Here is a 23,212-nt window from a genome sequence, read left to right on the forward strand (position 1 = left end):
GGGGTCAGATCGTGTCGCCGAGCACCTGACGGCCTGCGGGCCTGGCGCCGTGGCCACCGAGCGGCTCGACGCTGACCGACACGCTGCTGGCCTGGCTGGTGGGGGAGGTGGGAATCGGCATCGCCACATGGCCCCTGGCGTCGGGCACGAAGGGCACACAGCCCACCAGGCGGTCGTTCACCTTGGCCCAGAGCCGGTAGGTGTGATCAGGCGGCGGCGGCGGCAACCCGTCCACCAGCAGCAAGTTGTGGCTGGGGTTGCCGGTGACGATCACCGTGCCGCTGGCGGCGCCCGCGCCTGCGCCCGCCATGGCCCGCAGCGGCATCTGCCGGCTGACCGCGCTGAGCGGCGCACCGCTGGTGGCCAGTTGCTGCTGCAGCTGGGCCAGTTGGGTCTGGGTGCGGTGCAGCTGCACGCCCACCGCCAGCAGACCGAGGCCGAGCGCGGCGGCGATCAGGCCGGGCAGACGTGGCGTGGCCGGGCGCGCCAGCAGCCGCTGCCGCAGGGCAGCCGGCGGCGTGCTGGTGGCGGGCAGGGCCAGGGGCAGCAGCTCCAGGGTGGTGCTGAATTCATCGAGCCGCTGGCGCAGGGCAGGTTGCTGGCGCAGAAGTTCGGCCAGCTGGCCGCGCTCCGCTTCGTCGAGGTCGCCGAGCGCGTGGCCGGCCAGCAGGGCCTCCACGTCGAGTGGTTCGCCTGCAGCGTCGTGGTGGCTGAGCGGGTGGTCGCTGCTCATGGCTGGGGGTGGAAATCGATCAGCAGCGTCCGCAGGCGGATCAGCCCCTGCCGGGCGCGGGTTTTCACGGTGCCGAGCGGCAACTGCAGCCGTTCGGCGATCGCCGACTGGCTCAGGCCCTCGTAATAGGCCATCTCCAGCACCTGGCGCTGGTTGGCGGGGATCGTCTCCAGGGCGGAGCGCACCCGCCCGGCCAGGTCGTTGGCCTCGGCGCAGTCCTGCGGGTTGCGCACGGCGGCCGGGAACAGCTGGGACGACCAGCGTTGCACCAGCTGCCAGCGGTTCTGGCGTTGCTGGATGCGGTTGAACGCCATCGAGCGGGTCATCAGCAGCAGGTAGGCCAGCACCGGGCCCCGCTTCGGGTCATAGCGGCCCTGCTGCCAGTAGCGCACGAACACGTCGTGGCAGAGGTCCTCGGCTTCCTGCGGGGAGCGGCACAGGCGCAGCGCCAGCCGGTAGACCGGCGCGCCGCAGCTGTCGTAGAGGGCGGCCAGATCCTGGTGCTGCCCGCTGCCGGCAGGCTGGGGCGGCGTGGCGGCGGCCTCCGCTTCGGAGCGGCTCACGGGCACGGTGAGGGTGGATCGGAACGGCATGGTGGGGATACCGCTGACCTCCCGGATCGGATGGGGCGGGGCCAGCGGCGTTGGTCAGCGGCGGCCGGCAAACCGCCGCTGCCGGTCACCGGTATCCCCTCCGCACCCTTTGGCCTCGAACGTTCCGTGATCACGTTTTCCCTTTCCAGCGTCAGCCGCGCTGCCGCGGCGCTGGTGCTCAGCGGCACCACCATGCTGGCGGCGCAGGCCATGGAGCCCCAGCAGCAACGGGGCACCTTCATCAAGGCCGAAGCACCGGTGAGCGGCGGCTTCGTGATTAAGAACGAGGGTGGCAAGCGGCTGCTGATGCTCAGCAGGGACTTCAAGACCAACGACATGGCCCCCGACTTGAAGGTGGCCTTCAGCCCCTCGGCCACCCCCCTGGCCGGTAGCAAGCCGCCCGCCTACCCGCTCAAGCCCGGCAGCTACACCGTGCTGGCGCCGCTCAAGGCCAGCAAGGGCGGCCAGACCTACGTGATCCCCGCCTCGATCGATCTGAGCAAGCAGAAGTCGGTGCTGATCTGGTGCCGCCAGTTCAACGCCACCATGGCCTGGGCACCGATTCAGCCCGCGAAATAGGCGCCCGGAGGCGCCATGATCGGCGCCATGGATGCGGCCCCGACCCAGCTCAGCCACCTCAACGCCAGCGGTGAGGTGCACATGGTGGAGGTGGGGGACCGTCCCGCCAGCGATCGCCGCGCCGTGGCCGAGGGCTTCATCGCCATGGATCCGGCGGTGCTGGCGCTGGTGCTCGAAGGCCGCGCCGCCAAGGGGGATGTGCTGGCGGTGGCGCGGGTGGCGGCGATCCAGGGCGCCAAGCGCACCTGGGAGCTGATCCCCCTCTGCCACCCGATCGCGCTCACGGGCCTGGAGGTGCGCATCGAGCCCAGCGCCGATGGCCGCGGCCTGCGTCTGGAAGCCGCCGCCCGCACCACCGGCCCCACCGGCGTGGAGATGGAGGCGCTCACTGCCGTGCAGGTGGGCCTGCTCACCCTCTACGACATGGTCAAATCCGCCGATCCGGCCATGACCATCGGCCCGGTGCGGCTGCTGAGCAAGACGGGAGGACGCCACGGCAGCTGGTCCCATCCCGGCGCCGTGCCCTCCTGAGCCGTCACCCCCGATGAGCAACAGTGCGGCCCCGCTTGAGCCCTACCCCCGCGAAGGCCTGCCGTTGGAGGAGGCCCGCCGCCAGGTGCTGGCCGCGCTCACGCCCCTGGCCGGCAGCGAGACGCTGCCGCTGGCGCAGGCCCTGGGCCGCGTGAGTGCGGCGCCGGTGCTGGCGGCTGCAGCGGTGCCGGGCTTCCGCGCCTCGATCATGGATGGCTACGCCCTGGCCGCGGCCAGTGTCCCGCAGGTGGGACACTCCTGGCGCCTGGTGGGACGCTCGGCGCCGGGCGCCCCCTACGCCGCGCCGCTGCTGGAGGGGGAAGCGATCCGCATCCTCACGGGTGCGCCGCTGCCGGAGGGGGCCAGCCGGGTGCTGCCCCAGGAGCTGGTGGAGGCCGATGGCGAGCGCCTGAGCCTGGTGCGAGAGGCGGGCCCTAACCCCTGGATCCGCGCCGCCACGGAAGAGGCCGCACCCGGCCAGGAACTGCTGGCCGCCGGGGTGCGGCTGGGCCCCGCTGATCTGGGCCGGCTGGCCAGCTGCGGTGTGGCGACCCTGGCGCTGCGGCGCCGGCCCCGGCTGGGGCTGCTGATCAGCGGTGATGAGCTGGTGCCGGCCGGCAGCCCGCGCGGGCCAGGTCAGATCTGGGAGAGCAACGGCACCCTGCTGGCGGCGCTGCTGGCGCGCCTGGGGGTGGAGGTGGCCGAGCAGCGGGTGGTGGCCGATGCGCCCGAGCGCCTGCGCGCCGTCCTGCTGGAACTGGCCGCCAGCTGCGATGTGGTGGTGAGCACCGGCGGCGTGTCGGCGGGCGACAGCGACTGGATCCGGCCGCTGCTGGAGGAGCTGGGGCAGGTGAGCTTCTGGAAGCTGTTCCTCAAACCCGGCCGCCCGTTCGCCTTCGGGCAGCTGCAGCGGCCCGGCGCAGACGGCACCGTGCCGTTGTTCGGGCTGCCCGGCAATCCGGTGGCCGCGGCGATCACCGCCCTGCAGCTGCTGGTGCCGGCGTTGCAGGTGCTGGAGGGGGCGCCGGTGCAGCCGTTGCCGCGCCTGAAGGTGCGGCTGGCCGCGGAGCTCAAGCGTGGAGCCGGCCGCCCCGAGCTGGCCCGCGCCCGGCTGCAGGTGGGCCCGGAGGGGGAGCTGCTGGCGCTGGTGGAGGGCAGCCAGGCCTCCTCCCGCATCGGTTCGCTCCAGGGCGCCGACCTGCTGTTGGAGATCCCGGCCGAGCTGGGCACGCTGGCGGCCGGCAGCGAGCTGTGGGCCCAGCTGCTGCGCCTGCCGATCTTCTGAGCGCCTAGCTCAGTAGGCCGTGTTGCCGGCCACCCAGGTGCCCACGCCGCCGCTCCACTCCCGCTTCCAGAACGGGGCCTCGTGCTTGAGCGCTTCGAGCAGCTCCTGGCCGCCGCGCTGGGCCGGGCCGCGGCGGTCGGCGCTCACTGCCACCAGCACGATCGTGTCCCCCGGCAGCACCCGCCCGACGCGGTGATCCACCCGCACCGCCCGCAGGCCATGGCGCTGGGCGCAGTCGGCGGCGAGGCGGGCGATCTGTGCTTCCGTCATGCCGGGGTAATGCTCCAGTTCCAGGGCCTCCAGCGGCGCCCCTGCCGCCGTGATGCCCCGCACCCGGCCGATGAAATGGGCTTCGGCAGCAGCGGGCTCGGCGCCGCCGGCCGCCAGGCTCCGCTGCCAGTCGGCGAGTGCGACGAGCGGGTCGAAGGGTTCCGGGTGCAGCTGCAGCTGCAGGGCGCCGGTGTCGGGGAGCGGATCAGCCACCGGCTTCAACCCCCACTGATCGGTGGCAGGAAGGCCACCTCGGCGCCGGGCGCGAGCGGCTGGTGAACCCCGGCGAACACCTGGTTCACGGCCACTCGCACCTGGGACGGCAGCGTCTCTCCCAGCCCCAGCTGCGGCCACAGACTCGCCGGGGTGGGGGCCGGGGCGCCGGCGGGCAGCTCCACACGGCGCTCCGCCCAGCCGGCCTGCTCCCTGAGCGCGGCGAACAGCCGCACGGTGATCACGGTGGAGTTCACGCTGGCGGTCACGGACGTGTGGCCACCAGCACCCGGTGGCGATGGTCGGAGGCGACGCGGCGCAGCCCCACGAAACCGGCCTCGCTGAGTGCCGCCGGCAGGTCGAGGCGGAAGTCGTCCTCCAGGTAGGGCTCGGTGCTTTTGAGCAGGGTTGCCAGCGGCGGCGGCATGGCGCGGATGGCCTCGGCGGCAGCATGGAGCCAGGCGTGGACGCGCCCGCCGGCATCACGCACCCGCACCACCGCCAGCCTCTGGGGGGAGAGATCCAGCCCGCTCACCCGCACGCCGCCATGCCCGTACCGCTCCAGCCAGTCGGCGAGCCAGCAGAGGTTGCCCTCCTGGTAGGCGTGGAAGCGGGCGCGGTAGTAGGCGGGGATCTGCGTGGCCGGGTTGGTGCAGGCCTCCAGCAGCGGCTCCGCCTGACGGCGCAACTCCTCCCGGCGCTGCCGCCAGGGGATGCCCCGTGTTTCGGCAGTGCGGATCATCATGCGCCGCGCCTGCAGAAACAGCAGCTGCCGCAGCGGTTCCACCGCCAGCACCGCCGCAATCAGCCGCCCCAGCGCCGTGCGGTCATCGACCCAGTTGGGGGGAGTGCTGGCGGAGAGGCTCATGCCGGTAGGTCCAGGGACACGGCAGGGCGCAGATCGGCGAGCAAGCATCCGCAGGCAGTTCGCCACCACGATGGCAGCGGAGGGAGTCCACTGCCTGCGGTCCTCCCATCTTGCTGCTCACCCACGTCCCTCAGCCCGTTCGTCCATAGGCAGCCCTATCTAGATTCAGCCCTGCGATGAATCCTGGTCAGCCTCGATGAGCGGATCCTTTGTTGTCTGCGGAGACGGCTTGCGCCTGCGGATGTTGTCCCTCGTGGGTCTCACCCTGCTGTTGGGCGGCGCGGGCCCGGCGATGGCCGGCAGCACCCCCAGCTCTGCCAAGGACGGGGGCGTGCAGGCCGTGTTTGCCACCCAGCAGGAGGCCGAGGCAGCAGCGCCTCGCTTCGGTTGCAAGGGGGCCCACCGCATGGGCAACGTCTGGATGGCCTGCGCCAGCCACCCTCCCGCCGGCGGCAGCCAGAAAGGCGGTCAACAGAGTGGCGGCCAGCACGGCGGTCACTCGCATTGATGGACGACTCCGCGTGCGGCGCCAAGCCGAAGCTGGTGGCCATCGGCATCGCCCCCCTGGGGATCATTTCGATCGGCATCGTGCCGATGGGGGTGGTGAGCATCGGTGTGGTGCCGATGGGGGTGGTGAGCCTCGGGGCCGTGGGCATGGGGGTGATCAACCTCTGCGTGGTGGGGATGGGGGTGGTCGTGGCCGGCGTCAATGTGATGGGCGTGTGGTGGACGGGCCTTGAGGGCATGGGGCCATTCCGGCAGGGGCCGATCCCGGCGCGCGTGCACCATCACCACGGCGCCGCGCCGCCGCCCGCGGCCCTGATGGCCTACCCCAGCAAGGAAACGGCGCTGCAGAAGGCGAAGGAACTCGGCTGCGAAGGCGTCCATGCCATGGGCGAGCTGTGGATGCCCTGCAGCGAACATCCCGGCGGCCACGGCGCGCACTAGCGGCCTCAGCCTTTGGCGCTTGCCCGCAGAAAGGCTTCGGTCTGGGCTTCGTTCCAGCTGATGCCGCCGAGCCAGCGGCCGATGGAGGCGGCGATCGCCGCGGCGGTGAGCAGCCAGGGCAGCACGGCGGCATTGCCCTGCAGCGTGAACACGAACAGGCCGCAGAACAGCGGGGTGCGGCAGGCGCCGCTGAACGCCGCGGCGGCGGCGACCGCGGCCAGCGCCGCCTGCTGCTCCGCCGGCAGCTGCTGCAGCCAGGGGCCCACCAGCACCGCCCCCAGGCTCATGGAGTCGTGCATCAGGCCGCCCGGTGCACCGATCGCGATGCTCAGCAGGGGCCCCAGCAGCCGCGGCAGCGGCGCCCACCAGGGGCTGTCGGCCGTGCCGGCCAGGGCCGGGCCGAGCGCCAGCGAGCCGTCGTTGAGGCTGATGCCGCCACTGGCCATCGCCAGCAAGGTGAACAGCGCCGCGATCGCCACCGCCAGCGGCAGCCCCCTGGAGCGCAGCCAGGGGCCGAGCCACTGGGCCAGCGGCACCAGCAGGCGCACCAGCACCACCCCCACCAGCGCCGCCAGCACAGTGATCAGCAGGGCCAGCGGCAGCAGCTCGGCCGCCATGGCCACCGCCACCCCTTCCGCCAGGCGGGCGGGCTGGCCCAGACCGGTGGTGAACAGGGTGCCGATGCCGGCGAGCACCAGGGTGGGCATCACCAGGTTGAAGCCCGACACCGCGCTGAGCTCTTCGAGCGCGTAGGCGGCACCCAGCAGCGGGGAGCGGAAGGCGGCCCCGAGACCGGCACCACCGCCGATCGCCGCGGTGAGCGCCAGCGGCAGCTGCTGCAGTGGCACCAGCCGGCGCCGCAGCGCCAGCAGCAGGGCCGCACCGAGGGCGGCGGAGGGCGATTCGGTGCCCACGCTCAGCCCGGCCAGGTGGGTGAGGGCCAACAGGGGCAGGCGGGCCAGCTGGTGGCGCAGCGACAGGGGGGCCAGGGCGCGCTCGCGCTCGGCGTCGCTGCGGGCTGTCTGCAGCGCCATCACACCGGTGAGCCCACCACCCCGGCCCGCTGCCAGCGGCCCCCAGGCCAGCAGCACAAACAGCAGCGTGGCCCCAGCCGGCGCGAGCACCAGCAGGGGATCCAGCGCCCCGTCGCCGCCGAGTGGCCAGAGCCGCTGCAGCCGGAAGCCCAGCTCCGACAGCCATTGGTAGGGCAGTTCCGCCAGGCCGATCAGCGCACCGGCCAGCAACAGGCAGAGCGGGAAGGCGAAGCGGTTCATGCCGGGGTGAGGCGGGTGTAGGAGCGGACCAGCAGCCCCAGCACCAGCGCCAGGGCGAGCAGCGTGAGCGCCAGCGGCAGCTGGGAGCTGGCGGGCAGCACGGTGGCGATCAGCACCAGCAGCCCCGTGCCCTCCTGCTGCAGGAAGCCGGTGAGCGCGGAGGCCTGCCCGGCCTGGGCGGGAAAGGATTGCATCGGCATCGCCAGCCCGATCGGCACCAGCACACTGGCGCCGAAGGTGATCACCAGCATCGGCAGGAACAGGGAGAAAGTGTTGAACCAGCCGCCCAGCCCCAGCGCCACCATCAGCAGCCCACCGAGCAGCATTGCCCCCAGCCCGAAGCGCAGCAGCCACGGCTGCCCCCTGGCCACCACGAACCGCACCACCATCAGCGCACCGGCGATGTAGGCCACGGTGAGCCCGAGCGAGAGGGAGCCGAAGCCCGCTGCGTCGAAACCGAAGCGCGTCTCGTAGATGAAGGGACTGGCGGCGTCGTACAGGGCGATCATGCCGGTGGCGACGGTGGCGATCAGCGACGGCAGCAGGAAACGGGCATCCACGGCGAGCCGCAGGTAGCCGCGGCCGATCGCCGCCACGGATGGACGGGTGGCGGCCGCCGCCAGCTCCCGGCTGAGCGACTCAGGCAGGGCGCGGGCCAGGTAGAGGGCGGTGGCGAGCCCCAGCGCCGCCACCAGCAGGAAATCCACCCGCCAGCTGGTGGCGCGCCCGATCAGACCACCCACGAAGGGGGCGAAGCCGAGCGCCAGCGCGAAGCTGATGCTGGCGAACGACATCGCCCGCGCCAGCTCCCGGTTGCTCAGCACATCCCGCAGCGCCGCCCGCGACACCGAGGTGCCGCAGCCGGCCCCGATCCCCTGCACCACCCGCAGCAGCCGGAACGGCTCGAAGCCCGGCACCACGGCCAGCAGCAGGCTGGCGGTGATGAACATCCAGAGCCCGGCCAGGGCGATCGGCCGGCGACCGTGCCGATCGGAGAGCGGCCCCCAGATCAGTTGGGAGGCGCCGTAGCCGAGTGCGTAGGCGGTGACGGTGGTTTGCGTGGCGGCGGCATCGACGCCGAAGTCACTGGCCAGCTGCGGCAGGGAGGGCAGATCGATGAACAGGCCGGTTTGGCCGAGCGCCGCACCCAGACACACGTACAGAATCACGGCCAGGTTGCTCATCCGCCCTCACCCGCTGAGGGTTGCGCTGCATGGCCCACGAGGATCCCGCCGTCACTGTCGATGTGCTGCAGCGGGTGAAGCCTGGCCGCACGGAAGCTTTCGAGGCGGCCCTGAGCGAGCTGGTGGCCGCCGCCCGCTGCTGTGAGGGCCATCTGGGCGTGAATGTGTACCGCCCGGTGGATGAGCACGATTCCACTTACCGGATCGTGTTCAAGTTCGCGCGTCTCAGCCAGCTGCGCCGCTGGGAGGTGTCGCCGCAGCGCCAGGCCCTGCTGGCGCGCGTGGCGGAGCACACGCAGGAGCCACCGCAGATCTCCGTGCTGAGCGGGCTGGAAACCTGGTTCACCCTGCCCCGGCAGCCGGGGGTGCCGCCGCCGCCCCGTTACAAGATGGTGGTGATCACCACCCTCACGATTTTCCTGCTGATCAACCTGATCAGCCTGGTGCTTTCGCCCCTGGTGCGGGAGCTGAACCCCCTGCTGCGCACCCTGCTGGTCACCGCCTCGACGGTGACCCTGATGACCTACGTGGTGATGCCAAGGGTGACGCGGCTGTTCCGCCGCTGGCTCTACCCGCGCGCCTGAGCTCACACCTGCCGCCGCAGCTGTTCATAGGCCTGGCAGAACGGTTCGCCCAGTGCCTGCCGCAGCACCCGGTCGGCGGCGAAGGCCTCCAGCGCCTCCTCCACGCTGCCCGGCAGCGACCGCGCCCGGCCGATCGGCGGATCGGTGTAGGCGTTGGCATCCTCACGGGGGCCGGGATCGAGGTTGCGCTCGATGCCATCGAGGCCGGCGGCCAGCACCGCCGCCGGCAGCAGGTAGGGGTTGGCGGCGCCATCGGCGAGGCGCAGCTCGAGCCGCTGGTCGTCGGGGATGCGCACCATGTGGGTGCGGTTGTTGCCGCCGTAGCTGATCCAGCCCGGTGACCAGGTGGAGCCGGAGGTGGTGTGCAGACCGCCGAGCCGCTGGTAGCTCTCGGCCACCGGGTTGGTGAGTGCGCAAAGCGCTGGCGCATGCTCCAGCAACCCGCCCAGAAACTTGTAGGCCAGCGCCGACAGGCCCAACGGCCCGCGTGGATCGTGGAACAGGTTGTGGCCGTCGGCGTTCCAGAGCGAATGGTGCAGGTGGGCGCCGTTGCCGGTGAGGGAGGCGAATGGCTTGGGCGAAAAGCTCACCCGCGCGCCGTGCTGCTCGGCCATCGCCTGCGCCATCACCCGGAAGAAGGCATGGCGGTCGGCGGTGACCAGGGCGTCGGCGTAGGTCCAGTTGAGCTCGAACTGACCGTTGGCATCCTCGTGATCGGCTTGGTAGGGCCCCCAGCCCAGGTCGCCCATGCCATCGAGCAGGCCGCCGATCAGCGGGTACTGCCGCATCAGCGCCAGCTGGTCGTAACAGGGCTTGCTCTGGCTGTCGTCGCCATCGGCGATCGCGGCGCCGCCGGGCTGCAGCAGGAAGAATTCCGCCTCCACACCGGTGCGGAAGTGGTAGCCCAGCCGCGCGGCCCGCTCCAGCTGGCACTTCAGCACCCAGCGCGGCGACTGCTCCAGCGGCAGGCCGCCCACCTGCAGGTCGGTGGCCACCCAGGCCACATCCCGCTGCCACGGCAGCACCATCAGGCTGGAGGTGTCCGGCAGGCCCAGCACGTCGGGGTCGGCGGGGGTCATGGCCAGCCAGGCGGCGAAGCCGGCGAACCCGGCACCGGCGGCCGCCACCTCCTGCACCGCCGCCACCGGCACGAGCTTGGCCCGTTGCACGCCGAACAGATCGGTGAACGAGAAGAGCACGTGGCGGATGCCGCGATCGGTCGCGAAGCGGGCCAGGTCGGTCATCGAAGCGGTGGGGGTGAAAGGGATGGGGGTCAGGGCCGGCGTCAGTCGTCGCAGAGCCGCTCCAGGGCACTGCGGATGAAGGCCTGTTCGGCTGGCGCGTCGCGGGGGTTGCCGGCGCGATGGCCCAGCACCGAATCGATCACCGCGAAGTGGGCGCCGGGAATCTGACGGGCTTCGGCGGCGCAGTCGTCGGGGGGGAAATAGAGGTCGTGGCTGCCGGCGAGCACGGTGGTGCGGGCGCGGATGGCGCTCAACGGTGCCGGCAGGGCGTTGGCCAGCCAGGCATCGAGCATGGCGATCAGGTCATGGGGATCATGGCGCCGGTAGGCCGGCAGCCAGCTGCGCTCCACCGCCTCCTCCACGCTGGCGATGCCCTGCACCAGGTGTCGCCCTTCCTTGTAATAGGCCTGGCTGGCGGCCCAGCTGGCGTAGATCAGCGCGAAGGTGCGCAGAGCCTGCTCGGGCCTGGCGCGGAAGCGGTGGCCGTCCCAGGCCGGATCGGCGGTGAGGGCCTGGCGCAGGCTCAGCAGGAACAGGCGGTTATGCGGGGTGGTGTGGGCCGTGCCGCAGAGGCAGAACAGCCGTTCCACCGCCGCCGGGGCCAGGGCGCCCCAGTGGTACGCCTGCTGCGCCCCCATCGACCAGCCGTACACGAGCGCCAGCTGCTCCACCCCGAACAGCCCCTGGATCAGCTGCTGCTGGGCGCGCAGGTTGTCGCTGTGGTGGATCACCCAGCCGTCTTCCGCCAGCCCCATGGCGCTGTTGCTGGGGCTGCTGGAGCGGCCGTTGCCGAACTGGCTCACCAGCACCACGCACCAGCGTTCCGGGTCGAGGATCGGGCCCACCACCCATTCGATGTCCTCCGGCCAGGCCCCGTAGGAACTGGGGTAGAGCACCAGGTTGGAGCGCTGTGGGTTGAGCGTGCCGTACACCCGGTACGACAGCCAGCCATCCGGCAGCGTCTGGCCGCAGTGGAAGCGGAACGGCCCCAGCGGGAAGTGGCGGTCGCCGCTGGACGCCGGGGCGCTCAAACCGGCTGCGGCTGGAGGGTGGGGGCGGCGGGCAGCTTCAGCAGCGACGGATCGGCCAGGAAGCGGCGATGCACCGCCAGGTAGCCCGGATCCAGATGACGCAGCTGGGGCGCCAGCCACTGGTGGGCCGCCGGCAGGGCATGGAACGGCACCGAGGCGAACAGGTGGTGCTCGGCGTGGAACGGCATGTTCCACATCAGCCAGCGCAGCGGCGCCAGGGTGCTGGTGGTGCGGGTGTTGCTCAGGCCGTTGGTGCCGGTGTCGCAGCCGCCGTGCTCAGCCAGCAGCACGAAACGCAGCAGCGGTTGCCCCAGTGCCAGCGGCAGCAGCCAGTGCCAGAGCAGAAAGCCGTTGCCCCCCGGCACCGACAGCAGCAGCAGCACGCCGTAGACAGCCGCCTGCTTCAGCAGGGAGCTGCGCACCGCTGGCGCCGCATCGGCGGGGATGTAGGGGTTGGCGCTGAACTCACCGCGCAGGCCGCGCAGATGGCCGCGCAGCTTGGCGTTCCACCAGGGCAGGCCGCTGAGTTCAAGCAGGTAGGCCCAGCGGCTGGTCGGCGGTTGGTCTTCCAGCTCGGGATCAAGACCCGGCTGGTGGGTGTAGCGGTGGTGCCACTGGTGGTAGCGGCGGTAGAAGTCGGCGTTGTAGAAGCTCAGCACCCCCGCCCACCAGGCCACGGCGTCGTTGACGGCGCGGCTGGCGAAGGCGGTGCGGTGGCCGCATTCGTGCATGGCGCAGAAGGCGAAGGCCAGGCCCCAGCCGCACAGCAGCAGGGCCGGCAGGCGCAGCAGCAGGCTGAGCCGCTCGTCGCCCCACACCCAGCCCGTCGCCAGGATCAGCGCCGCATGGGAGAGGGTCTGCAGCCAGCCGGCCCGATCGGAGCGGCCATTGAGCTCGCGCAGCTCAGCGGCGGGGATCAGGGCGCTGGCGTCGGTTGATGGGGTCGCCCCTGGATGGTCGTCCACGGAAGGGGTCGCCGCTGGATGGTCCACAGCCGTCATGAGCCGAGCAGTGCCGTGCATTCCAGCGGCTCCGTCCGGCTGCCGCGAGGCTGCAGCTGCTGCTGGATCCGTTGGGCGAGGTGATCGGCGTCGCCGCCGATGCCGCAGAAGCGGCCCGAGCCCCAGGTGTGCAGCCACGGCAGGCCGATGAAATAGAGCCCCTCGGCCTGGGTGATGCCCCGGTGGTGCACCGGTTCGCCGCTGCCATCGAACACCGGCACTTCCACCCAGCTGAAATCGGAGCGGTAACCCGTGCACCAGATCACGGCGGCCAGCGGCTCCTTGTAGAGGTCGATCAAGCTGAGCTCGCGGCTCGGGGCAGGACGCCAGCAGGGCTGGTACGGCGGCTCCAGCGGCGCGTCGAGGCCGTTGGCGGCGATGTAGGCGTCGATGCTGGCGCGGATGCGGGTGTACACGTCATCGGCCGCATCCAGGTTGGCGGCCAGGTTGTCGGCAAAGCTCAGGCCCGCTGCGGTGATCCGCTCCAGCCGGCCATGCAGCACCATGCCTTCGCTGGCCCGCTGGCGCAGGTCGATTTCGCGGCCGCCGTCCCGGCCCGTGAGGTAGTGGTTCGTCTTGTGGCGGATGGCGCGGGGATCGGCATGGGCGTCGATCGGGGTGTCGTAGACCCCCATCCGCTCCAGCCACTCCACCACGTCGCGGCCGCGGTAACGGCGCGGCGAACGGGGCGCCGAACCCACGCTGAGGTGCACGCGACGCCCGGCCAGGAAGAGATCTTCGGCGATCTGGCAGCCCGACTGACCGCTGCCCACCACCAGCACCGGGCCCTCCGGCAGCTGATCGGGATGGCGGTAGTCGCGGGCATCGAGCTGGAGCACCTTGCCGGGCAGCCGCTCGGCCATCGGGTGGCGGCGCGGGTGGTGGTAGGCGCCGGTGGCGATCACCACCTGCTCGGTGTCGACCACGCCGGCGCTGGTGAGCAGGCGGTAGCCATTGCTGCTGGGCACCAGCCGTTCCACGCTCACCCCCTCCCGCACGGTGATGGCTGAACGTTCGGCGAAGCGGCGCACGTAGTCGACGATCGCCTCACGGCCCATGAAGCCGTCGGGATCATCGCCGTCGTAGGGGAAGCCGGGCAGGCGGCACTGCCAGTTGGGGGTGACCAGGCAGAAGGAATCCCAGCGCTGCTGCTCCCAGGCGTGGGCCACCCGGTGGCGCTCCAGCACGAGCGCCTCAATGCCCCGTTGCTGCAGGCAGCTCGCCACCGACAGCCCCGCCTGGCCGCCGCCGATCACCACCACCGGCGCCGTGACGGGGGCGGCAGCGCCGTCGGTTGCCGCGCTCTGCGCAGGTGTGCCACCGGGAGACGCAGCGATGGTCTCAGCGGCAGAAGCGGCGGGTGAGGTGGAGGCTGACCCCACGGGCAGGCGGCGAAGGGGAGGAAGACAGTGGCGCGGCCAGGCCATCACCCTCCTCATCGTGAGTTGCCGTGAGGGGCGGCCCGGTAGCAATCAAGACCAAATCGCAGGCCAGCACGGGCTCTGCCGTTTGGTGCCTCCTGCTACGTAAGTTCACACAGGCCTGGTGCATGGTCGTGACGCTGTTTCCTTCGCAGGTCGCCGGTTCATGCCTGAGGTCACCCGCCCCGCCAATCAACCTGGCGATTTCCTCGTGGATTACGAGGAGAAGGTGTTCCCCGATGTGAAGGCGGAACCGGGCGAAAAGGCGCTCATCACCTTTCACACCGTGGCGTTCGAAGGCTCGATCGGCCTGGTGAACCTGCTGCAGGCCAGCCGCCTGATCAACAAGGGCTTCGAGACTTCGATCCTTCTCTACGGGCCTGGCGTCACCCTCGGAGTGCAGCGCGGCTTCCCCAAGCTCGGTGATGCCGCCTTCGACGGCCACCTCAACTTCAACGCCCGCCTGCAGAAGTTCATGGACCAGGGCGGCAAGGTGTATGCCTGCCGCTTCGCCCTTCAGGCCCTCTACGGCCATGGCGAGGGGGCGCTGATGGCGGGCATCACCCCGGTGAATCCGCTCGATGTGCTCGACATCGTGCTGATGCACCGCAAGGAAGGCGCCTTCATCCTCGACACCTGGACGCTCTGACGATGAACGGCCCGATCGTCGTGGCCGCCGCCCAGATCCGTCCGGTGCTGCACAGCCTGGAGGGGTCTGTGGAGCGGGTGCTGGCAGCGATCACGGAGGCGGCCGGCCAGGGGGTGCAGCTGATCGTGTTCCCCGAAACCTTTCTTCCCTATTACCCCTACTTCTCCTTCGTGGAGCCGCCGGCGCTGATGGGGCGCTCCCATCTGCGCCTCTATGAGCAGGCGGTGACGGTGCCGGGCCCGGCGCTGCGCCGCATCGCGGCCGCGGCGCGCGAGCACGCCATGCACGTGCTGCTGGGCATCAACGAACGGGAGGGCGGCAGCCTCTACAACGCCCAGCTGCTGATCGACGCCAACGGCGCGCTGCTGCTGAAGCGGCGCAAGCTCACCCCCACGTATCACGAGCGCATGGTGTGGGGCCAGGGCGATGGCGCCGGCCTCACGGTGGTGCCCACGGCGCTGGGGCGCATCGGTGCCCTGGCCTGCTGGGAGCACTACAACCCGCTGGCCCGCTTCAGCCTGATGGCCCAGGGGGAGGAGATCCACTGCGCCCAGTTCCCTGGTTCGCTGGTGGGCCCGATCTTCAGTGAGCAGACGGCCGTGACCCTGCGGCACCACGCGCTGGAGGCGGGCTGTTTCGTGGTGAGTTCCACCGCCTGGCTCGATCCCGCCGACCTCGATCAGATCACGCCGGATCCGGCGCTGCAGAAGGCCTGCCAGGGGGGCTGCCACACCGCCGTGATCAGCCCGGAAGGTCGCTACCTGGCGGGTCCGCTGCCGGAGGGGGAAGGGCTGGCGATCGCCGAGCTCGACCCGGCCCTGATCACCAAGCGCAAACGGATGATGGACAGCGTGGGCCACTACAGCCGCCCCGACCTGCTCGGCCTGCGTCTCGATCGCACGCCGGCGCGCCAGGTGCAGGAGCGGGACGGGGGCAACGCAACGGCTGCCGGTGGTGGCGCTGGTCCTGCCATGCCTGCTGACCTGCCCGTACTGCTGGAGCCCTTGCTGGAGCCCCAGCGGGAAGCCTTGCGGTCACCCCTGACGGCCGTGCCGCCCCCGGCTGCGGGGATCTCCGCCCCTCCGCCACGGCTCAGTTCCTTGCCGGAGGCGGTGCCCCATGGCTGACTCCAGGGATGCCGCCGCGCTGGCGCGGCTCGTCACCGACCTGCAGGTGCAGGGCCTGGTGGAGCCCGGTGTGCCCGGCAACAAGGGCCGCCGCGGCGGGGCCGGCCCCTCCGACCACCGCGCCCTCACCCTGGATGGCACCACGGTGATGGTGCCCGTGTACAGCAGCGCCGCCCAGCGCTCCCCCTTCCGCCTGGCGGCCGGTGGCGCCGGGCTGGAGCTGCAGCGGGAGTCCGCCACACCGCTGGCGGTGGTGGAGGCTCCGCCGGAGCCGCGCTTCTACGGCCTGCACACCGCCGACGGCACGCCGTACCGCTCGATCGCGCTGCTGCACAGCCGCGATGTGCTCGCCACCACGCTGCTGCAGACCTGCATCCGCTTCCGCGACCGCAGCCAGTCGTGCCAGTTCTGCGCCATCGAGCAATCGCTCGACGACGGCCGCACCCTGGTGCGCAAGACCCCGGCGCAGGTGGCGGAGGTGGCGGAGGCGGCGGTGCGGCTCGATGGGGTGCGCCAGCTGGTGATGACCACCGGCACCCCCAACAGCGACGACCGCGGCGCCCGCCTGCTGGCCGAGACGGCGGCGGCCGTGAAGGCGCGGGTGAACCTGCCGATCCAGGCCCAGTGCGAGCCGCCGGAGGATCCGATCTGGTTCCAGCGGATGAAGGACGCCGGCGTCGACAGCCTCGGCATGCACCTGGAGGTGGTGGAGCCCGAGGTGCGGCGCCGCATCCTGCCGGGCAAGGCGGAGCTGAGCCTGGAGCGCTACTTCGAGGCGTTCGAGCAGGCCGTGGCGGTGTTCGGCCGCGGCGAGGTGTCCACCTATCTGCTGGCGGGGCTGGGCGACAGCGCCGCCGCGATCGTGGCCTGCAGCGAGCGCCTGATCGCCGCTGGTGTGTACCCGTTCGTGGTGCCGTTCGTGCCGATCAGCGGCACGCCGCTGGAGCACCATCCCGCGCCCAGCGCCGCCTTCATGGTGGAGATCTACACGGCCGTGGCCCAGCAGCTGGCGGCATCGGATCTGCGCGCTGCCGCGATGTCGGCGGGCTGCGCCAAGTGCGGCGCCTGCTCGGCCCTGTCGCTGTTCGAGCAGGCGGCCGCCACGAGCGACGCCCCATCGGCCCCACCACAGGCGGGCTGCGGCCCCTCCAGCTCCTGATGTTCTTCATTGACCCCTCCAGCCACGACATCGGCCGCAGCCCCACCTCGGCGCCGGCCGCCTTCACCCCGTCGGTGCGCTGGGGTCTGGGTATCGACGCCGAGGATTTCCGCCTCTCGCCCTCGGCCTGCTCCGAGCGCTTCTCCTTCCATCTGCTGCGGCCCGGCACGCCGCTGCTGGCCGGCTACTGGGATCTGCGTCGCCGCATCTTCTGCCAGGAGCAGCATCTGTTCGAAGCCTCCGACCGCGACGCCCGCGATGCGGAGGCCACCCCGATCGCGGCGATCGCCCATGGGGCCAACCGGGCGGGCGCCAGCCCGGGCAGCGGCGGGCCGGTGGTGGGGGTGGTGCGGATCCTGGAGCAGGAGCCAAGGCTCTGGTACGGCGGCCGGCTCGGCGTGGACGCCGCCTTCCGCCGCCACAACCAGATCGGCAAGGGCCTGATCTGGAAGGCCGTGACCACCGCGAACGGCTGGGGTTGCGACCGCTTCCTGGCGACTGTGCAGGAGCAGAACGTGCGCTTCTTCCAGCGCCTGCACTGGCACTCGGTGGACACCCTGGAGCTCAAGGGGCTGCCCCATCACCTGATGGAGGCCGACCTCCGTTACTACACCCCGTCGCGGGAACGCCGGCCGGTGGCATGAGCGGCATCGACCTGGCGCCGCTGGCGGCACGGCTGCGTGCCCTGGCCGGCCTGCACGGCAAGACCGCCATTCAGCGCCCCGCCGCCCATTTCCCCCACCAGCCCTTCGCCGCGCTCGGCCCGGCTGCCCTGCTCGGCGATGACGCCGCCCTGCTGCCGGCCTGCAGCGGACGCCTGCTGCTGGCCAGCGAGGGGATGGATCCGGGCCTGCTGGCCAAGGATCCCTGGTTCGCCGGCTGGTGCGGCGTGCTGGTGAACCTCAGCGACATCGCCGCGATGGGTGGCCGGCCGCTGGCACTGGTGAACAGCCTCTGGTGCCGCGGCGCGGAGCGGGCTGAGCCGGTGCTGGCGGGCCTGCAGGCAGCGGCGGCGCGCTTCGCGGTGCCGGTGGTGGGCGGCCACACCAACCTCAACAGCCCCTACGACGCGCTGGCCGTGGCGGTGCTGGGCAGCGCCGCTGGTGCGGTGCTCTCGGCCCGTTTCGCCCGCCCCGGCGACCGTTGCTTCCTGCTGGTGAATGGCGCCGGCCGCATGCGCCATCCGGATCGCTTCTGGGATGCGGCCACACAGGCGGCGCCGGAGCTGCTGCGCCGCCAGCTGGCCCTGCCGGCGCAGCTGGCAGAAAACGGGGTGGTGCATGCCGCCAAGGACATCAGCATGGGCGGCCTGGTGGGCACGGCGGTGATGTTCTGCGAGAGCGCCGGCTGCGGCCTGACGCTCGAGCTCGAGGCGATCACGCCGCCGGCGGGCGTGCCGCTGGACGACTGGCTGGCCTGCTTCCCCAGCTTCGGCTTCCTGCTGGCGGTGACGCCGCAGCAGGAGCCGGCCCTGCGCACGGCCGTCGCGGCGGAGGGCAGCGAACCGGCACTCATCTGCCAGCCGATCGGCCACTTCACGGCGGAGCCGGGCGTGCGCCTACGGGCCGGTGGCGGCGAGGAAACCGTGTGGAGCGGCGCCGAGGCGCTCACCGGCTTCGGCCCGGTGCCGTCGGGGTAGGGGGTGCAGCGCTCAGCCTCGCTGGCCTGGTTCCGCTTCAGCGTTCACTGTCACCTCTCGCCGCCCTGCCATGCCCGAAGTCTTGCTGCAGCTCGAATGGCCCGATGGCCGCCAGACCACGCTCTTTTCGCCCTCGACGGTGATCCTGCAGCACCTCCAACCCGGTGAGCGGCTGCCGGTGGCGGAGTTGCAGCAGCGCGCCGAGCGCGCGCTGGCTGAGGCGTCCGAGCGGGTGCGGGCCCGCTATGGCTTCGCCTGCACGCGCACCGATGAGGAGCGCAGCAAGTTGCGCCACACCGCCACCGCCTACGCCGCCGACCAGTTCGTTCAGATCAGCGCCCCATGACTTCCTCTTTCTTCGCCAAGTTCCGCGGTGACCGGGCGCCGCTCCCTCCCCGGCCCGCCCGCCGGGCCATCGCCCTGGCCTGGTTGGGCGGCTTCCTGGCGATCGCCGCCGTGGCCCTGCTGCAGCTCGGCCTCAGTGCCCCCTTCGTGCTCGGCTCCTTCGGCGCCACCTGCGTGCTGGCCTTCGGCTACCCCGACGTTCCCTTCTCCCAGCCGCGCAACATCGTGCTGGGCCACACGCTCAGCACCGCCGTGGGCCTGCTGTTCCTCAGCCTGTTCGGCTCCCAGTGGTGGGCCATGGCCGCCGCCCTGGCCACCGCGATCGCCCTGATGATGGCCACCGGCACCGTGCATCCCCCGGCCGGCTCCAACCCGGTGATCGTGTTCCTGCTGCAGCCCGGCTGGGGCTTCCTGCTCTTCCCCACCGTGCTGGGCGCCGTGATCGTGACGGTGGTGGCGCTGGTTTATAACAACGCCGTGAGAGCTGGCAGGTATCCGAAGTATTGGTGAGGGGCTTGATGCGGTTGGGGTGGAGCGAGTTGAGTCGAGAAAAAAGCAGCTGTGTGACGGCTGTGCCAGCGCGTCTTCATGGCATCGTCGTTTTCGACTTCAGGCTCGACCTGCCGTTGGCGCTGAGCTCTGTCTGTGTTCTGCTCAGCGGCGCCAGGACGGTGATGTGACTCGACCGTCTGTTCACCTGGAGTCATCCTGCTGCCCACGGGGGGTCTTGCCGATCACCTCCGGCCATAACGCCTTGATCTCCTCGGCCTGATGGTGGGCGGCGAACCGCTCCCAGAGGATGCCGTTGACATCCGTTTCGGTTGTGAAGGCGGTGGCTGATGGATCTTCCCAGCCCAGATGGCGCAGTGAGCCTGGTGGAAGGGCGGAGTCCTGGCGCACGGAGAGATTCAAGGCTTCGGTGCGCCACAACGCATACTCCCCGGGAATGGATGTGCAGGGCGGGCAGCCCAGGCGTCTGGAGTAGTCGTCAATGGTGGCTTCGATGTTGTCTGTTGCGAGTGCGATGTGAAGCCTTCTCATCCCGTTCCTGCCGAAGGATCGCCATTCCCATGCTGCAGGAACTGCCTGCCTGGTGCCTGCTTCACGCCTGATGCACCACCTGCTGTGGGTAGGGCATCTCGATGCCTTCCTCGGCAAAGCGCTTCCACACGGCGATGCTCACTTCGCTTTTGATGCTGCCGTTGTTCATCGGATCTTCGATCCAGTAGCGCAGGCCGTAGTGGATGCCGGAATCGCCATAGCTGAGCAGCAGCGCTTTGGGTGGTGGCTGGCTGAGCACGCGAGGCGATTGGCGGGCCACCTCCTCCAGCAAAGGGATCACCTGGGCGGGGTCGTGGCGGTAGGCGGCTGACACATCCAACTGGCTGCGGCGCAGGCGGTCGGTGCCGGTGTAGGTGACGGTGGTCGTGGTGAAGAAGTCCTGGTTGGGGATCACCAGTTCGGCATTGTCGCGGTCGCGCCAGAGCACGGCCGCCCGCAGGCCGAGGCTGCGCACCTCGCAGGGATCGCCATCGATGAACAGGATCTCCCCGGGCCGCACCGATCCTTCGAACAGCAGCCACAGGCCGCTGATGAAGTTGGAGAACACCTCCTTGATGCCGAAGCCGATGCCCACCGACAGCCCCCCGGCGATGGCGGCGATCGCATTGGTGTTGAGGCCCACGCGATGCATCAGCCAAAGCACGCCGGCGCCGATCAGCAGATAACGCAGCACCAGCGTGGTGGCTTCGCGGGTGCCGTCGCTGAAATGCAGCAGCCCCTGCAGCAGGCGCGCCAGCCAGCTCACCGGGTAGGCGGAGATCGCCACCAGGAAATAGGGAATTGTGAGCAGCAGAAACAGATTGCCGGTGGTGATCGTGTCACCGAACACCGGCAACAAGGGGATGTCGGCCACATCCTCGAGCGAATCGAGCTGGTTCACCAGCGATCCCGCCACCAGCAGCACGTACAACGGCCGAACCAGCTGGTTGAACAGACGATCCACCCCGCGGATCGGGAAGCGCAGCACCAGCGCTTCGTGCAGGAAGGCCAGGAACAGCCAGATCGCATACATGCGCATGAAGTAGAGCGCCAGGCCGGCCGGCTGCCCCAGCCACTCCAGCAGCGCCGCATTCAGCCGCAGCGCCAGCAGCAACCCCACAGTTCCCACCAGCGCCAGCCGGCGGCCCCCCTGGCGCAGCCGTGGCCGCACCACCAGTTGAAAGAACGCCAGCAGCGCACCGGCGCTCAGGCATTGCACCAACACCACCGGCCGGCTCAGGTAGCCCAGCCAGCCGGTGAATTCAAACAACAGGCTGTTCATCGGCCGCCCTTCACGGTGCCAGCGCCGCAGCAGGGCGATGGGAGAGCAGCATGGCGGTGGCCTCGGCCGGCGTGAGCTCTCCTTGCACCGTGCGCTGCAGCACGAAATCAATCGCCCGGCCGGCCGCCACGGTCTGCTCCGGGTTGCTGAAGTTCAGCATGTGGGAGTTCTCCAGGCTCGTGGCCAGGGCCGCCAGGCGATGGGAACTCTTGGTGGGAACCAGCACATCGGGGTTCACCGGCAGCGTGCCGGGGGCGGAGAGCATCATCTCCCGCTGGTTCACCTTGTTGAGGCTGAACAACACAAAGGCCTCTGCCAATTTCCGTTGACGGCCCGTGGAATGGCGCCCGAAACTCCACACCCGCAAGGCGGTGATCGGTTTCGCCGGACGGCCCTCCGCCCCCGGCAGCACCGACATGCCCAGGTTCTGGCCCAGCTTGCGGCTGAGCGGCTCCAGCCAGTTGCCGTTGCAGCTGATCCAGTCCCGGTCGCCTCGCTCCAGCTGGCCCACCAGATCGGCGTCGTCTTCCGAGAAGGACACATTGCTCTGCAGGTTGGTGGCGGCCAGCCAGGTCAGCCACTCCTCCAGTTGCCTGCGGTCGTCTGCTGACACCAGCACAGGCGTGGAGGTTGTCTTGCTCGGCGGGTGCTCCACCAGCTGCAACAGGGTGTCGTCAGCCTCGAAGCTGCTGGCGGTCCACAGCAGGTCGGCGAGCTGCAGCGGCAGGCCCACCTGCAGCCCCTTGGCGCTGAGTTCCAGCAGCTCCGTGAGTGTGGTGGGTGGATCGCTCACGCGGCGGCGATCGAAGCAGGCCACCTGGGGCTTGGCCAGCAGCGGAATGGCCAGGTAGCGGTTGCCGATCAGGAAGTCGTTGCGGAAGCGGGGCGCCAGGCGATTGAACTGCACGGGGTTCAACGCCACTGCTTCGGTGAGCCCCCTCTCGTGCAGCCGCAGCGCCGTGACCACCGGGCTCACCACCAGATCGGGCCCCAGGCCGCGCGACTGGCGAAAGGCCATGGCCTCCACGATCCGATCGGCCGCAAAGTGGTTGACGTGGATGTCGACGTTGGGGTTGAGCTTGCGGAAGCCGTCGATCAGCAATTGCGACTGGCTGGTGGTGCCTTCGTTCTGGGCGGGGTTGCCGATCGAGCCCCCGGCCTTCTCCACGTAGATGTACAGCGGCTCACGGCCCAGCAGGTTCGCCATGCCGCCCTCACAGCCGCTCAGCGCCAGCAGCACCGCCACCGTGGCGCCGATCCGCCCCCAGCGCTTCATCGGCCGATTCCCGTGAGCGTTTCGCTCACCTCCCACAGCTGCCGCCGCTGGGCGGCATCGAGCGCCGCCGGTGCGATCCGCACCTGGGTGGGCCAGCCGCGCATGCCGCCCCATTGATCCGGACCGTAGTGCTCACCGCCCCTGGCGCTGGGCGCGGTGGCGGCATGGAGCTGGGGCAGGGCGCCCATCGCCGCGCTCTGGAACAGGGGATCCATCAGCCGGTAGCTGAGCGCTTCCAGCTTCGAGCCATTGGCGGCTACCGAGGCGGGCTGCAGGTTGGTGCGCGCCAGGCCGGGATGGGCCGCCAGCGAGGCCACGCCGCTGCCGTCGGCGGCCAGCCGCTCCTGCAGCTCGAGCGCGAACATCACATTGGCCAGCTTGCTCTGGCTGTAGGCCGCCCAGCGGTCGTAGCGCTGCTCCGCCGCCAGGTCGTCAAAGGCGATCCGGCCGAAATACTGGGCGCCGGAGGTGACCGTGACCACCCGCGCGTCGCTGCGGCCCCGCAGCAGCGGCAGCAGCAGCAGGGTGAGGGCGAAGTGGCCCAGGTGGTTGGTGCCGAACTGCAGCTCGAAGCCATCGCGGGTGAGCGTGCGCGGCGGCGCCATCACGCCGGCGTTGTTGAGCAGCAGATCCAGCCGGCCGTACTGGTCGGCCAGCCACTGGCTGGCGCGGCGGATGCTCTGCAGATCAGCCAGATCCAGCTCCAGCACCTCCAGCCCGCCGCCGCCCCGCACGCTGGCGATCAGCTCGCTGCGGGCCGCCTCGCCCTTCCGCCGGCTGCGGCAGGCCAGCACCACGGTGGCGCCATGGGCCGCCAACGCCCGGGCCGATTCCAGCCCCAGGCCACTGTTGGCTCCGGTGATCAAAGCGATCCGACCGCTCTGGTCGGGGATGGCGTCAGCGGTCCAGGGCATGGGGGGAGCGGCTGGGCGGCG

Annotated in this window: 28 protein-coding genes; 13 read left to right on the forward strand and 15 right to left on the reverse strand. The window is 70.9% G+C overall.

What is annotated here, in order from left to right:
• Window positions 1-4: 4 nt before the first annotated feature.
• Both CJZ80_RS06420 and CJZ80_RS06425 read right to left on the reverse strand, forming a co-directional pair.
• Window positions 5-733: an anti-sigma factor domain-containing protein gene (locus CJZ80_RS06420; protein WP_094511240.1), complete on the reverse strand. Its 729-nt coding sequence runs from the start codon at window positions 731-733 to the stop codon at window positions 5-7.
• The gene (locus tag CJZ80_RS06425; protein ID WP_094511241.1) at window positions 730-1,326 is read right to left on the reverse strand and encodes a sigma-70 family RNA polymerase sigma factor; all 597 of its coding nucleotides are present in this window, start codon (window positions 1,324-1,326) and stop codon (window positions 730-732) included. The genes CJZ80_RS06420 and CJZ80_RS06425 overlap by 4 nt, the downstream gene beginning before the upstream one ends.
• 30 nt (window positions 1,327-1,356) lie before the next feature.
• On the opposite strand from CJZ80_RS06425, the gene CJZ80_RS06430 reads away from it, so the two are divergent.
• From CJZ80_RS06430 to glp, 3 genes are read left to right on the forward strand one after another with little or no spacing between them, the layout of a single operon-like run.
• Window positions 1,357-1,905, forward strand: coding sequence for a DM13 domain-containing protein (locus CJZ80_RS06430; protein ID WP_233132870.1), 549 nt, complete (start codon window positions 1,357-1,359; stop codon window positions 1,903-1,905).
• 15 nt (window positions 1,906-1,920) lie between these two features.
• Window positions 1,921-2,436: a cyclic pyranopterin monophosphate synthase MoaC gene (gene moaC, locus CJZ80_RS06435; RefSeq protein ID WP_094511242.1), complete on the forward strand. Its 516-nt coding sequence runs from the start codon at window positions 1,921-1,923 to the stop codon at window positions 2,434-2,436.
• Window positions 2,437-2,449: 13 nt separating this feature from the next.
• On the forward strand, window positions 2,450-3,721 hold the full coding sequence (glp, locus tag CJZ80_RS06440; RefSeq protein ID WP_094511243.1) for a gephyrin-like molybdotransferase Glp: 1,272 nt from the start codon (window positions 2,450-2,452) through the stop codon (window positions 3,719-3,721).
• A gap of 9 nt (window positions 3,722-3,730) precedes the next feature.
• Here the strand turns inward: glp and CJZ80_RS06445 are convergent, their stop codons facing one another.
• Genes CJZ80_RS06445 through CJZ80_RS06455 form a run of 3 tightly spaced genes read right to left on the reverse strand, consistent with a single transcriptional unit; the run spans window position 3,731 to window position 5,072 of the window.
• Window positions 3,731-4,204, reverse strand: coding sequence for a molybdenum cofactor biosynthesis protein MoaE (locus CJZ80_RS06445; RefSeq protein WP_233132871.1), 474 nt, complete (start codon window positions 4,202-4,204; stop codon window positions 3,731-3,733).
• A 5-nt stretch (window positions 4,205-4,209) separates the two neighbouring features.
• Window positions 4,210-4,473: a MoaD/ThiS family protein gene (locus tag CJZ80_RS06450; protein ID WP_233132872.1), complete on the reverse strand. Its 264-nt coding sequence runs from the start codon at window positions 4,471-4,473 to the stop codon at window positions 4,210-4,212.
• Window positions 4,470-5,072 carry a hypothetical protein gene (locus CJZ80_RS06455; protein ID WP_094511244.1) on the reverse strand — a complete coding sequence of 201 codons (603 nt, stop codon included), beginning with the start codon at window positions 5,070-5,072 and terminating at the stop codon, window positions 4,470-4,472. Before CJZ80_RS06455 ends, CJZ80_RS06450 begins: the two co-directional genes overlap by 4 nt.
• Before the next feature lie 196 nt (window positions 5,073-5,268).
• On the opposite strand from CJZ80_RS06455, the gene CJZ80_RS06460 reads away from it, so the two are divergent.
• Together CJZ80_RS06460 and CJZ80_RS06465 are read left to right on the forward strand one after the other, a co-directional pair.
• Window positions 5,269-5,580 (forward strand): DUF3721 domain-containing protein, encoded by a 312-nt coding sequence (locus CJZ80_RS06460; RefSeq protein WP_233132873.1) that lies wholly within the window; start codon window positions 5,269-5,271, stop codon window positions 5,578-5,580.
• The gene (locus CJZ80_RS06465; RefSeq protein WP_094511245.1) at window positions 5,580-6,020 is read left to right on the forward strand and encodes a hypothetical protein; all 441 of its coding nucleotides are present in this window, start codon (window positions 5,580-5,582) and stop codon (window positions 6,018-6,020) included. Before CJZ80_RS06460 ends, CJZ80_RS06465 begins: the two co-directional genes overlap by 1 nt.
• Window positions 6,021-6,025: 5 nt before the next feature.
• On the opposite strand, the gene CJZ80_RS06470 is transcribed toward CJZ80_RS06465, so the two are convergent.
• A complete protein-coding gene (locus CJZ80_RS06470) occupies window positions 6,026-7,294 on the reverse strand; it encodes a chloride channel protein (protein ID WP_094511246.1) in 1,269 nt (422 codons plus the stop codon).
• The gene (locus CJZ80_RS06475; RefSeq protein WP_094511247.1) at window positions 7,291-8,478 is read right to left on the reverse strand and encodes an MFS transporter; all 1,188 of its coding nucleotides are present in this window, start codon (window positions 8,476-8,478) and stop codon (window positions 7,291-7,293) included. Before CJZ80_RS06475 ends, CJZ80_RS06470 begins: the two co-directional genes overlap by 4 nt.
• 29 nt (window positions 8,479-8,507) lie before the next feature.
• Here CJZ80_RS06475 and CJZ80_RS06480 point away from each other — a divergent pair, with 29 nt between their 5' ends.
• Window positions 8,508-9,062, forward strand: coding sequence for an antibiotic biosynthesis monooxygenase (locus CJZ80_RS06480; RefSeq protein ID WP_094511573.1), 555 nt, complete (start codon window positions 8,508-8,510; stop codon window positions 9,060-9,062).
• A gap of 2 nt (window positions 9,063-9,064) precedes the next feature.
• Here the strand turns inward: CJZ80_RS06480 and glnT are convergent, their stop codons facing one another.
• From glnT to CJZ80_RS06500, 4 genes are read right to left on the reverse strand one after another with little or no spacing between them, the layout of a single operon-like run.
• A complete protein-coding gene (gene glnT, locus CJZ80_RS06485; protein ID WP_094511248.1) occupies window positions 9,065-10,306 on the reverse strand; it encodes a type III glutamate--ammonia ligase in 1,242 nt (413 codons plus the stop codon).
• 41 nt (window positions 10,307-10,347) lie between these two features.
• Window positions 10,348-11,337 (reverse strand): alpha/beta fold hydrolase, encoded by a 990-nt coding sequence (locus CJZ80_RS06490; RefSeq protein ID WP_233132874.1) that lies wholly within the window; start codon window positions 11,335-11,337, stop codon window positions 10,348-10,350.
• Window positions 11,334-12,359, reverse strand: coding sequence for a fatty acid desaturase (locus CJZ80_RS06495; RefSeq protein ID WP_094511249.1), 1,026 nt, complete (start codon window positions 12,357-12,359; stop codon window positions 11,334-11,336). The genes CJZ80_RS06490 and CJZ80_RS06495 overlap by 4 nt, the downstream gene beginning before the upstream one ends.
• Entirely contained in the window at window positions 12,335-13,765 is a 1,431-nt protein-coding gene (locus CJZ80_RS06500) for an MSMEG_0569 family flavin-dependent oxidoreductase (RefSeq protein WP_094511250.1), read from the reverse strand. Before CJZ80_RS06500 ends, CJZ80_RS06495 begins: the two co-directional genes overlap by 25 nt.
• 160 nt (window positions 13,766-13,925) lie before the next feature.
• Here CJZ80_RS06500 and CJZ80_RS06505 point away from each other — a divergent pair, with 160 nt between their 5' ends.
• The 7 genes from CJZ80_RS06505 (at window position 13,926) to CJZ80_RS06535 (ending at window position 19,188) form a co-directional block, all read left to right on the forward strand.
• Window positions 13,926-14,408, forward strand: coding sequence for an MSMEG_0572/Sll0783 family nitrogen starvation response protein (locus tag CJZ80_RS06505; RefSeq protein WP_094511252.1), 483 nt, complete (start codon window positions 13,926-13,928; stop codon window positions 14,406-14,408).
• Between the two features lie 2 nt (window positions 14,409-14,410).
• Window positions 14,411-15,535: a Nit6803 family nitrilase gene (locus tag CJZ80_RS06510; protein ID WP_094511257.1), complete on the forward strand. Its 1,125-nt coding sequence runs from the start codon at window positions 14,411-14,413 to the stop codon at window positions 15,533-15,535.
• Complete coding sequence (locus tag CJZ80_RS06515) at window positions 15,528-16,694, forward strand: MSMEG_0568 family radical SAM protein (RefSeq protein ID WP_094511262.1); 1,167 nt, start codon at window positions 15,528-15,530, stop codon at window positions 16,692-16,694. The genes CJZ80_RS06510 and CJZ80_RS06515 overlap by 8 nt, the downstream gene beginning before the upstream one ends.
• A complete protein-coding gene (locus CJZ80_RS06520) occupies window positions 16,694-17,338 on the forward strand; it encodes an MSMEG_0567/Sll0786 family nitrogen starvation N-acetyltransferase (RefSeq protein ID WP_094511267.1) in 645 nt (214 codons plus the stop codon). Before CJZ80_RS06515 ends, CJZ80_RS06520 begins: the two co-directional genes overlap by 1 nt.
• Window positions 17,335-18,333 carry a sll0787 family AIR synthase-like protein gene (locus CJZ80_RS06525; RefSeq protein WP_094511272.1) on the forward strand — a complete coding sequence of 333 codons (999 nt, stop codon included), beginning with the start codon at window positions 17,335-17,337 and terminating at the stop codon, window positions 18,331-18,333. Before CJZ80_RS06520 ends, CJZ80_RS06525 begins: the two co-directional genes overlap by 4 nt.
• Before the next feature lie 70 nt (window positions 18,334-18,403).
• On the forward strand, window positions 18,404-18,679 hold the full coding sequence (locus CJZ80_RS06530; protein WP_094511277.1) for an MSMEG_0570 family nitrogen starvation response protein: 276 nt from the start codon (window positions 18,404-18,406) through the stop codon (window positions 18,677-18,679).
• On the forward strand, window positions 18,676-19,188 hold the full coding sequence (locus CJZ80_RS06535; protein WP_094511281.1) for an HPP family protein: 513 nt from the start codon (window positions 18,676-18,678) through the stop codon (window positions 19,186-19,188). The genes CJZ80_RS06530 and CJZ80_RS06535 overlap by 4 nt, the downstream gene beginning before the upstream one ends.
• Before the next feature lie 183 nt (window positions 19,189-19,371).
• Here CJZ80_RS06535 and CJZ80_RS06540 read toward each other — a convergent pair whose 3' ends face one another.
• The 4 genes from CJZ80_RS06540 to CJZ80_RS06555 all read right to left on the reverse strand — a co-directional run bounded on the left by CJZ80_RS06540 (window position 19,372) and on the right by CJZ80_RS06555 (window position 23,191).
• Window positions 19,372-19,719 carry a hypothetical protein gene (locus CJZ80_RS06540; protein ID WP_094511286.1) on the reverse strand — a complete coding sequence of 116 codons (348 nt, stop codon included), beginning with the start codon at window positions 19,717-19,719 and terminating at the stop codon, window positions 19,372-19,374.
• Window positions 19,720-19,780: 61 nt separating this feature from the next.
• Window positions 19,781-21,001: a mechanosensitive ion channel family protein gene (locus CJZ80_RS06545; protein ID WP_094511291.1), complete on the reverse strand. Its 1,221-nt coding sequence runs from the start codon at window positions 20,999-21,001 to the stop codon at window positions 19,781-19,783.
• Between the two features lie 10 nt (window positions 21,002-21,011).
• Entirely contained in the window at window positions 21,012-22,277 is a 1,266-nt protein-coding gene (locus tag CJZ80_RS06550) for an extracellular solute-binding protein (protein ID WP_094511296.1), read from the reverse strand.
• Window positions 22,274-23,191, reverse strand: a complete 918-nt coding sequence (locus CJZ80_RS06555) for an oxidoreductase (protein ID WP_094511301.1) — start codon at window positions 23,189-23,191, stop codon at window positions 22,274-22,276. Before CJZ80_RS06555 ends, CJZ80_RS06550 begins: the two co-directional genes overlap by 4 nt.
• Window positions 23,192-23,212: the final 21 nt, after the last annotated feature.

This window comes from Synechococcus sp. MW101C3 (assembly GCF_002252635.1).
In the GTDB taxonomy this organism is placed as follows: Bacteria; Cyanobacteriota; Cyanobacteriia; order PCC-6307; family Cyanobiaceae; genus MW101C3.